Origin of the sequence: Sulfuricurvum sp. RIFOXYD12_FULL_44_77 (assembly GCF_001830725.1) — a bacterium.
In the GTDB taxonomy this organism is placed as follows: Bacteria; Campylobacterota; Campylobacteria; order Campylobacterales; family Sulfurimonadaceae; genus Sulfuricurvum; species Sulfuricurvum kujiense_A.
On record NZ_MIBU01000072.1, the window covers coordinates 1 to 8,809 of the forward strand.

9 protein-coding genes are annotated in these 8,809 nt (G+C 47.3%); all 9 read left to right on the top strand.

Going from position 1 to position 8,809, the window contains the following annotated elements:
- On the top strand, nt 1–524 hold a 524-nt coding region (locus A2517_RS03380; protein ID WP_294894134.1), incomplete at its 5' end, for an ATP-binding cassette domain-containing protein.
- A 62-nt stretch (nt 525–586) separates the two neighbouring features.
- Entirely contained in the window at nt 587–1,645 is a 1,059-nt protein-coding gene (locus A2517_RS03385; RefSeq protein ID WP_294894136.1) for a quinone-dependent dihydroorotate dehydrogenase, read from the top strand.
- A gap of 38 nt (nt 1,646–1,683) precedes the next feature.
- Nucleotides 1,684–2,943, top strand: coding sequence for a pitrilysin family protein (locus A2517_RS03390; RefSeq protein WP_294894138.1), 1,260 nt, complete (start codon nt 1,684–1,686; stop codon nt 2,941–2,943).
- Complete coding sequence (gene dapA, locus A2517_RS03395; RefSeq protein ID WP_294894140.1) at nt 2,940–3,833, top strand: 4-hydroxy-tetrahydrodipicolinate synthase; 894 nt, start codon at nt 2,940–2,942, stop codon at nt 3,831–3,833. Before A2517_RS03390 ends, dapA begins: the two co-directional genes overlap by 4 nt.
- A gap of 6 nt (nt 3,834–3,839) precedes the next feature.
- A complete protein-coding gene (locus A2517_RS03400) occupies nt 3,840–4,607 on the top strand; it encodes an enoyl-ACP reductase (RefSeq protein WP_294894142.1) in 768 nt (255 codons plus the stop codon).
- Nucleotides 4,604–5,152: a CDP-diacylglycerol--glycerol-3-phosphate 3-phosphatidyltransferase gene (gene pgsA, locus A2517_RS03405; protein WP_294894144.1), complete on the top strand. Its 549-nt coding sequence runs from the start codon at nt 4,604–4,606 to the stop codon at nt 5,150–5,152. Before A2517_RS03400 ends, pgsA begins: the two co-directional genes overlap by 4 nt.
- A gap of 2 nt (nt 5,153–5,154) precedes the next feature.
- On the top strand, nt 5,155–6,207 hold the full coding sequence (rseP, locus tag A2517_RS03410; RefSeq protein ID WP_294894147.1) for an RIP metalloprotease RseP: 1,053 nt from the start codon (nt 5,155–5,157) through the stop codon (nt 6,205–6,207).
- Entirely contained in the window at nt 6,204–6,881 is a 678-nt protein-coding gene (locus A2517_RS03415) for a YggS family pyridoxal phosphate-dependent enzyme (RefSeq protein WP_294894149.1), read from the top strand. Before rseP ends, A2517_RS03415 begins: the two co-directional genes overlap by 4 nt.
- Before the next feature lie 87 nt (nt 6,882–6,968).
- Nucleotides 6,969–8,809 (top strand): diguanylate cyclase (locus A2517_RS03420; RefSeq protein ID WP_294894151.1); only part of this gene is annotated, 1,841 nt, incomplete at its 3' end.

Sequence of the window (8,809 nt, forward strand, 5' to 3'; positions counted from 1 at the left end):
ATCTCAAAGAGTACACCCAAGATTCTCTCCGTAACCAAATTGCCGCCGTATCGCAGCGGGTTTATATCCTCCAAGACACCTTAGCCGCTAACGTAGCGTACGGCCATGAGATCGATGAAGAGAGGGTCAAAGAGGCTCTGCAAAAAGCGGATGCACTCGAATTTGTGTCCGCTCTTTCTGAGGGGATACATACGATAATGCAAGAGTTCGGTGCCAATCTCTCCGGCGGTCAGCGTCAGCGGATCGCCATTGCCCGCGCCATCTACAAACACGCCTCCCTCCTCATATTGGATGAAGCGACCAGCGCGCTGGATAACGAAAGCGAAAAACGTATCCAAGCCTCATTGCAATCGTACGCGCAGGATAAAATCACCCTTATCATCGCCCACCGCCTCAGTACGATTGAACACGCCGATATGATTTTATATTTTGAAGAGGGGCACATTATCGCACGAGGAACCCACCGAGAGCTTCTTGAAACCTCCGAAAATTACCGCCGTCTTGCAGGGAAAATGGGCGAATAATCCCCTATTAATCCTTTTTTGAGTATAATCGCGGCAACTTTAATCACGATGAGGCGGATGGTATGTTTGATTACGAATCTTTAAAACCCTGGCTTTTTAAACTTCAACCCGAAAGCGCCCATACGCTTGCCGCCGCAGTTCTCCGCAGTGCCAGTTTTTGTCCCCCCCTCTTCAACGGCTGGATGGCGAAACATTTCGTAACCCACCCTTCCCTTACCCAAGAACTTTTTGGCCGTACGTTTCTTAACCCTGTCGGTCTTGCCGCAGGATTCGATAAAAATGCGACGATGTTCCACGGCGTTATGTCTATGGGATTCGGTTTTACTGAGATCGGTACCCTCACCCCGAAACCGCAAGAGGGAAATCCACGCCCGCGCCTATGGCGTCACATCGAAGAGGAGTCTCTTCAAAACGCGATGGGATTTAACAACGACGGCCTTTTCCGTATCTCTCACCGTCTCAAAAATATCTATCCGTTCAGCACCCCTATCGGCGTCAACATCGGAAAAAACAAAATAACTCCCGATGATAAAGCGATCAAAGATTACACCACCCTCATCAAAGCACTCCACGAGTACGCCGATTATATGGTTATCAATATCTCATCGCCGAACACTCCGGGATTGCGCGATCTCCAAAACGAAGCATTTATCAGCCAGCTTTTCGCCGAAGCCAAAGCGCTGACCAACAAACCGATTTTGCTCAAAATCGCCCCCGATATGTCCGAAGATCAAGCGGTCGCCCTGTGTGTCCACGCGGTTGAGAGCGGAGCAGACGGTATTATCGCTACCAATACGACCATCGATTACTCTCTCGTCTCTGAACCCGAAGATATCGGGGGACTCAGCGGAGAAGTATTACGCGAGCGAAGTTTCTATATTTTTGATGCGATTGCGCGCGAACTTTACGGCAAAACGACCCTCATCAGCGTCGGCGGAATCAGCACACCTGAGGAAGCATACCGCCGCATTCGTGCAGGTGCTTCATTGGTGCAAATCTACACCTCATTGATTTTCAAAGGTCCCGAAGTGATCGAAGAGATCAACAGCGGTTTGATCGATCTTTTGGCATCGGACGGATTTGCCTCCATCACCGAAGCAATCGGCGCAGATCGGCGATGAAAATCCTCATTGCAACAATTTTGTCTCTAGGAACCCTTATGGCCTCATCACTCCCCCATTATGAAACCAAGACCCTCTCCAACGGGTTGCAAGTCGTTGCCATTCCGATGGACAACGGTTCGCAGGTTATCTCTACCGATATTTTTTATAAAGTGGGAAGCCGCAACGAAGTGATGGGTAAAAGCGGCATCGCCCATATGCTGGAGCACATGAACTTCAAATCGACGAAAAACCTCAAAGCGGGTGAGTTCGATGAAGAGGTAAAAAGTGTCGGCGGTCTGAACAACGCTTCGACCGGATTTGACTACACCCACTATTACATTAAATCGAGTACCGAAAATCTCGCTAAATCCCTCTCCCTCTTTTCAGAGCTGATGCAGAATCTCAACCTCAAAGATGAAGAGTTCCAACCCGAGCGTAACGTCGTCGCCGAAGAGCGTCGATGGAGAACCGATAACAATCCGATGGGATATCTCTATTTTCGTCTGTTTAACAGCGCCTACGTCTATCATCCCTACCACTGGACACCGATCGGGTTTATGAACGATATTCAAACATGGACACTGGAGGATATCCGCAGTTTTCATCAAACCTATTATCAGCCGAAAAATGCCATTTTAATCGTTACGGGAGACATTAAGCCCGAGCGTGTCTTCGAAGAGGCAGAGAAACATTTCGGATCGGTTCCCAATACGCTCGATATTCCGACCGTCAAAACACTTGAGCCCGAACAAGACGGAGCACGCCGTGTGGAAGTGAACAAAGAGAGCGAAGTAGAAATGCTCGCCATATCTTTCCCTATCCCCAACTTTCAACACGCGGATCAACCTAAACTCTCAGCTCTCAGCGAGATGCTCAGCTCCGGTAAAAGCTCACGTTTGAGCCGTGTATTGGTCGATGAAAAGCGGCTTGTCAACCAAATTTATGCCTATAATATGGAAAATATCGATGCGGGGGTATTTTTATTTTTAGCGGTCTGTAACAACGGGGTCACGGCAGAGAGCGTCGAAGCGGAGATTTGGAAAATCATCCGTTCCCTCCAAGATAAACCGGTAGAGAAAGCGGAGCTTGATAAAGTTAAAATCAACACCAAAGCCGATTTTATCTACTCACTGGAGAGCTCCACCTCGGTAGCCGATTTGTTCGGAAGCTACCTTGCTCGCGGAGATATCTCACCGTTGATGCAGTATGAAGCGGCAATCGAAGCTCTCAAACCCTCTGAGATCCAAAAAGTGGCAAAAGAGTATCTCAAACCTGAAAAATCAACAACGCTAATCCTCCGTAAAGGACAAAAATGAATCTAGTAACAGGCTCAACGACCGCCCTCATCACCCCGTTTAAAAACGGAAAATTGGATGAGCAAAAATACGCTGATCTCATTCAACGACAAATCAACAATGGAATAAATGCCGTTTGTCCCGTCGGAACAACGGGTGAGAGTGCAACGCTCAGCTACGAAGAAGACCGTATTTGTATGGAGATCGCCGTTGCCGTGTGTAAAGGGACCAATACCAAAGTCCTCGCAGGGGCAGGAAGCAACTCAACCGCAGAAGCGATCGAAGCGGCGCGTACGGCTCAAGCATGCGGTGTCGATGCGATTTTCTCTGTTGCTCCGTATTACAACAAACCTTCCCAAGAGGGGCTCTATCAGCACTACAAAGCAATCGCCGAATCGGTTCCGGAATTGCCTTTTATGCTCTACAATGTTCCGGGGCGAACGGTCGTCGATATCAGTGCCGATACCGTTATCCGTCTTTTTGATGATGTCAAAAACATCTATGGTATCAAAGAGGCGACGGGAAGTATCGAGCGCACCATCGAGCTCCTCTCACGCCGACCGGAACTCAAAGTATTCAGCGGGGATGACGCGATCGATTACGCGATTCTCGCTTGCGGCGGTGCAGGGATTACTTCGGTCACCTCCAACCTCCTCCCCGATTTAAAAAGTGATTTGGTTACCAAAGCACTCTCTGGTGACTTTGCGGGAGCAAAAGCGTTGAATGATGCGCTTTTCCCGATCAATAAAGCCCTCTTTTTGGAATCCAATCCGGTTATGATCAAAGCGGCAATGTACATCGCAGGACTACTCGATACACTCGAATATCGTCTTCCTCTCGTTCTTCCGAGCAATGAGAATATGAAGCGTCTTGAGAATGTTATGAAAAACTACACTATAAAAGGAATGTAATTGAATATGCAAGGAAAAACCCTACTCATCAGCGGCGGAACCCGAGGTATCGGAAAAGCGATCGTCTATGCATTCGCATCAAAGGGGGTAAACGTAGCGTTTACCTATAACTCCAATGCTGAAATCGCGCAAGAGATTACGGACGATATTGAAAAACAATACGGTGTTAAATGTCGCGGATACGCTCTCAATATTTTAGAGCCTGATGAGTATAAAGAGGTCTATGCAAAATTTGACGAAGATTTCGATCGACTCGATTTTTTCATCTCCAACGCGATCATTTCAGGACGTGCGGTAGTAGGCGGTTTCGGTCCGTTTATGCGTCTCAAACCCAAAGGGCTTAACAACATCTATACCGCAACCGTCAACGCTTTCGTCGTCGGTGCGCAAGAAGCGGCAAAACGGATGGAAAAAGTGGGCGGCGGCTCGATCATCTCTATGAGCTCCACCGGAAATCTCGTCTATACCCCTAACTATGCGGGTCATGGAACCAACAAAGCGGCTGTTGAGGCGATGGTACGCTACGCAGCGGCGGAACTGGGAGAAAAAGGGATTCGTGTCAATGCCGTCAGCGGCGGCCCTATCGATACCGATGCCCTTAAAGCGTTCCCGAACTACGAAGAGGTCAAAGGGGAAGTGGTCAAACGCTCACCGCTTAGCCGTATGGGGGAAGCCGAAGATTTGACCGGTGCTTGTCTCTTCCTTTGCGGAGAAGGCTCTTCGTGGCTTACAGGACAAACGATTGTCGTTGACGGTGGGACAACTTTCCAGTGATTAACCTTCCCAATCTTCTCGCGCTCTCGCGCCTCCTCATCGCTCCGGTGATGTTTTGGATTATTCTCAACCCACAGATCTTTAGCAATGCGGGATGGGATATCAGCTGGAGCTACTACGCTGCCGCTCTCCTCTTTGTTATCGCCAGCGTTACCGATTTTTTTGACGGTTATATCGCGCGTGAACTCGATCAGATCACCATCGTCGGACAGATTCTCGATCCGCTCGCCGATAAGATGCTCACGTTAGCCGCATTTTTGGGTCTTATGATGAGCGGTGCCGCATCAGCGTGGGCAATCTATATTATCATCGTTCGAGAGCTTTTCATCACCGGTCTTCGCACCCTCTCCCTCTCCGAGGGGATCGATGTCAGTGCGTCGATGGCGGGTAAAGTGAAAACGGTCGCCCAGATGATCGCTATCGGTTTTTTATTGATGCATTGGCCGTTTGGAGATATACTGCTATGGATCGCTGTTGCCCTCACCGTCTATTCGGGAGCCGAATACGTGATCGGTTTTAGTAAAGCCTATAAAGCAAAAGGATAATCGTGAGCTGGATCGTCGCCCTCGCCGTTTTATCGGTACTTATTTTCTTCCATGAACTCGGTCACTACAGTGCCGCCCGCTTTTTCGGTGTTTATGTCGAAGTGTTCAGTATCGGTTTCGGTAAAAAACTCCTCTCGTTTCAATGGATCGGAACGCAATGGCAAATCTCCGCCATCCCTTTAGGCGGGTATGTCAAAATGAAAGGGCAGGACGATCTCGACCCCACTGCACTCAGTAGCGATAATGACAGCTACAACAGCAAAAAACCGTGGCAGCGGATTATCATCCTCCTCGCAGGGCCCTTGGCAAATTTTGCCCTCGCATGGGTCTTCTTTTACGCCATCGCATTGGGTGGGCCGCAAGCGCTCTCCCCTGTTATCGGAAAGGTAGTTCAAGCATCTCCTGCCGAGATTGCGGGACTTCAAAAAGGGGATATTGTCCTCTCCATCAATGGTGAGCGTATCAATGAGTGGAATGAACTCTCCGATCATATCAAAGCCTCTGTCGGAGCGTTGAGCCTCCAGATTGAACGCGGTGACACTATCCACAATCTCACCGTCACTCCTAAAATCACCGAAACTCAAAACATATTTAAAGAGACCATCCAGCAACGAATGGTGGGGATTGCCCCGGCGGGTGTGACGCATACAATGGAGCTCAGTCTCATCGGCACCTTCGAATACGCCAGCGAAGAGACCTATAATTCCTCTCTGCTTATCTTCCAAAGCGTCCAAAAACTTCTTACGGGAGTTGTCCCTGCCAAAGAGGTAGGAGGCGTGGTGAGTATCGTCCAAATTACTGCCGATGCATCATCGTATGGTTGGATGTCTCTGTTTTTCTTTGCCGCCCTCATCTCCGTCAATCTCGGAGTCCTTAACCTTCTCCCGATACCGGCACTCGATGGAGGGCACATTATGTTTAACCTCTATGAGATGATCCGCCGTAAAGCACCGAGCGAAGCGGTAATTACCCAGCTCACTATCGGAGGATGGGTGATACTTCTCGGATTGATGAGTTTGGGATTGTATAACGACATTACGAGGCTAATGCAATGACTACACTGGAACAAAAGCTCCATTTTGACCGTATTATCGAACGGGTTGAAAAAGCACGTTTACGAGTAAATGACCATCACATCGTCAAAATTGTCGCTGCCAGCAAATATGTGGATGCCGAAGCGATCAAATCGCTCTATGCGATAGGACAGCGTGCCTTCGGAGAGAACAAAGTGCAAGATCTCATGTCCAAAAGCGAAGCATTGGATGAACTCCCAATCGAATGGCATTTCATCGGTACCTTGCAAAAAAACAAGATCAACCATCTTTTAAGTGTCCGCCCCCATCTCCTCCACTCTATCGACTCTTTGGAACTCGCTCATGCCCTCAATGAGCGGCTTGAGAGAGAGGATAGGACGCTTCGTGCTTTGGTTCAGATCAATTCGGCCTATGAAGCGTCTAAAAGCGGATTTCTCCCCGAAGAGACAAACGAAAAATATCTCCAAATCATGCAAGAGTGCCCCCGTTTAGTATTACAAGGGGTGATGAGCATCGGAGCCCATGTCGAAGAGCCTACGGTTGTCCAAAAAAGTTTTGAGACAACCCGCCGAATTTTTGAGACGCTGCCTAATGCAAAAGTTTGCTCTATGGGGATGAGCGGAGACTTTGAGCTTGCCATTGCGTGCGGTTCCACATTGATACGTTTAGGTTCAATTTTGTTCCCTAAAGAATAGCGTTTTTAACTGTTTTTAATTATTTATCCGAAAAATCTTAACTCCTATGTTATAATAATAATGAATCAGTGACAAGAAGGATGCAATGTGCATAAAATTAAACAACGGGCGACTCTTTATTCTATCGCTCTTGTCATTTTGCTTATTGTCATCTTTATCGTTACCATTATTCAGGACAAAAAACACGTTTTAGAAGAGAAAACCTCTGCCCACCGTGCACTTTTACGAAACTCTTTTGATTTAGCAATGCTCGATACCCAAAAAGGGCTGAGCGAACTCGCATGCAAAATTGCAGGAAACCGCGATATCGTCGATGCGTTTGCGGCACACGATCGAGAAAAGCTTTATCGCCTCACCCTCCCTTATTTCGAAGAAGCTAAAGGGCGCGGCACAGTCGATATGAGCGGATTTATCGGTGCTGACGGTGCCCATTTCCTCAGACTCCAAGATCCAAAAAAATACGGCGATAATATTCTCCATAAACGTCCTGTTTTAGCGCATGCCATCAAAACACGCCAAAATGTTACGACGTTGGATGTGACCATCTATGATGTCTCTGTAGTCACCATCATCCCCATCTTTAAAAATGAAACCTTTATCGGTATTATCCAAACCGTAGCCAAAATCGATCGTGTTCAAAAGCGGCTTGATGCCCATTCCGGTATAAAAAGTGCCATCGCTTTTGATACCAAGAAACTCAAAAGTCTCTTACCCGATTCCAAAAATATTGTCTATCACGGCTACTCTATCGTCTCTTCGAATGATCCCCTTTTTAATAACCTCCCCTCCTCATTTACCTTTAGCGACAGCAATAGCTACAAAATAGGGGAAACAGATTATGTAATAGCGTCGCGTCCGCTAACCAATTACGAAAATGAAATTATTGCGATGATGACGTGTGCTTTTGATATCACCGAAGATGTCACTGAGTATAAAGCTGAAATACGGAATCTTCTCCTCGTCAGCCTCTTTTTACTCACATTTGTTGCTATCGTTCTTCACTTTGGATTCCGTGTCCTTATCCGCCGTATCGAGCGTGATACCGAAATTACCCGTGAACTTAATCAAAAATTGGAGCATCAACTCCATACCGACCATCTCACCGAGTTGCCTAACCGAAATGCTCTCATTCGAGATATACATACCAGCCGTTTTTATGCGCTTATACTCCTTAATATTGATAATTTCAAAGAGATCAATGACTTTTACGGTCATGCAATCGGTGATGAGACCATTTTAGCGCTAACCAAGTCGATTCAAGACGCGATTAGTGATTTACCGATGCATCTGTATAAAATGCCTTCCGATGAATATGCCATTGCACTGAGCAAACCTATGAGCTCGTCTGAATTGGAAGCAGCCCGCCTCTCAATCATCGACCATCTGCAAGCTCAATATTACGACCTTCATGGTGCCAGCATCTATGTTACCTTGACCATGGGTATGGATGTCTCACGTAACCGCAGACAAAACAGCATTGATCTTCTCGCCAATGCCGATATGGCACTGAAAACGGCTAAAAAACGTCGCCTTAGCTATCAGCTGTATGACGAAACGATGCAGATTCGACAGGAGTATCAGCAAAATATTCTCTGGAGTAAAAAACTCAAAGAGGCAATCGAAGATAACCAGTTCTGCCTCTATTATCAGCCGGTTTTTGATGCTGTAAGCGGAGATATTGTTGAGTATGAAGCCCTTATTCGGATGATTGATAACAACGGAGAGATTGTCTCTCCGGGCTTTTTTCTTCCGGCTGCACGTCAATCACGTCTTTACCCGCTTCTTTCTCGATTTGTGATCGGCGAAGTGTTTAATATGCTCGAAACATCCCCGCATTCCTATTCAATGAATCTTTCTGTAGATGATATTTTTGATAAACCGACCAAAGAGTTCTTGATCCAAAAACTCCGTGATTCTGCTCACGCCGA

What these genes read in the sequence shown, in the direction of transcription:
- A2517_RS03385 (WP_294894136.1), top strand. Translation starts at nt 587, where the DNA reads ATGTTTGATTACGAATCTTTAAAACCCTGGCTTTTTAAACTTCAACCC.
- A2517_RS03390 (WP_294894138.1), top strand. Translation starts at nt 1,684, where the DNA reads ATGGCCTCATCACTCCCCCATTATGAAACCAAGACCCTCTCCAACGGG.
- dapA (WP_294894140.1), top strand. Translation starts at nt 2,940, where the DNA reads ATGAATCTAGTAACAGGCTCAACGACCGCCCTCATCACCCCGTTTAAA.
- A2517_RS03400 (WP_294894142.1), top strand. Translation starts at nt 3,840, where the DNA reads ATGCAAGGAAAAACCCTACTCATCAGCGGCGGAACCCGAGGTATCGGA.
- A2517_RS03415 (WP_294894149.1), top strand. Translation starts at nt 6,204, where the DNA reads ATGACTACACTGGAACAAAAGCTCCATTTTGACCGTATTATCGAACGG.